General features: G+C 43.9%; 1 protein-coding gene. It reads right to left on the minus strand.

All coding sequences use genetic code 11. The features are described from left to right. Window positions 1-109: 109 nt before the first annotated feature. A complete protein-coding gene (gene tnpA / locus AAC854_RS24765; protein ID WP_340619093.1) occupies window positions 110-568 on the minus strand; it encodes an IS200/IS605 family transposase in 459 nt (152 codons plus the stop codon). Window positions 569-715 lie beyond the last annotated feature (147 nt).

Consider the following 715-nt stretch of genomic DNA (forward strand, 5'->3'; position numbering starts at 1 on the left):
AATAAGTATCCCCCGGCATAGCCGGGGGTTTTTCATATGCGCCTATAAGGCTCTCTTACCAGCCGCGCCCTAACAGGCGCATCGCAATCTGACATTTGCATTCTATTGATTACTTACGGCCCGTAAACGGGCTACCTGGATATGGGATCGATAATTGTTCTCCCAATTTATCCGCTTCCAGTTGGTGCCTTATGTATTCCTGTATCCTAACTGTATTTTTTCCCACTGTATCAACGTAATACCCCCGACACCAAAACTCACGATTACGATATTTGTATTTAAGATCACCAAATTGCTCATAAAGCATCAGGCTACTTTTCCCCTTCAGATACCCCATAAAACTCGACACACTCATCTTTGGTGGGATTTCCAGAAGCATGTGGATGTGATCCACACAACATTCCGCCTCCAGAATGTTCACGTTTTTCCATTCACATAATTTTCTTAATATGCTACCTATCGCTCTACGTTTTTCTCCGTAGAACACCTGCCTTCGGTATTTTGGCGCAAAGACTATGTGATATTTACAGTTCCATCGAGTATGCGCTAAGCTCTTCTCATCCCTCATTGTGGGACCCCCTTTCGATTTCTTGATTCACTTTTGCAGTTGCCAGACCGCAAGGTGTTTTAACAAATCAAAAGGGGTTTTTATAGCGGCTTTATAGCTGAAAGCTCTACGGAACCCCCTGCCTAGCAGGGGGTTTTCTATATACAA

It is taken from the genome of Xenorhabdus entomophaga (assembly GCF_037996725.1).
Taxonomy (GTDB): Bacteria; Pseudomonadota; Gammaproteobacteria; order Enterobacterales; family Enterobacteriaceae; genus Xenorhabdus; species Xenorhabdus khoisanae.

Coding starts and splice junctions, on each gene's coding strand:
- tnpA (WP_340619093.1), bottom strand. CDS start 568: ATGAGGGATGAGAAGAGCTTAGCGCATACTCGATGGAACTGTAAATAT.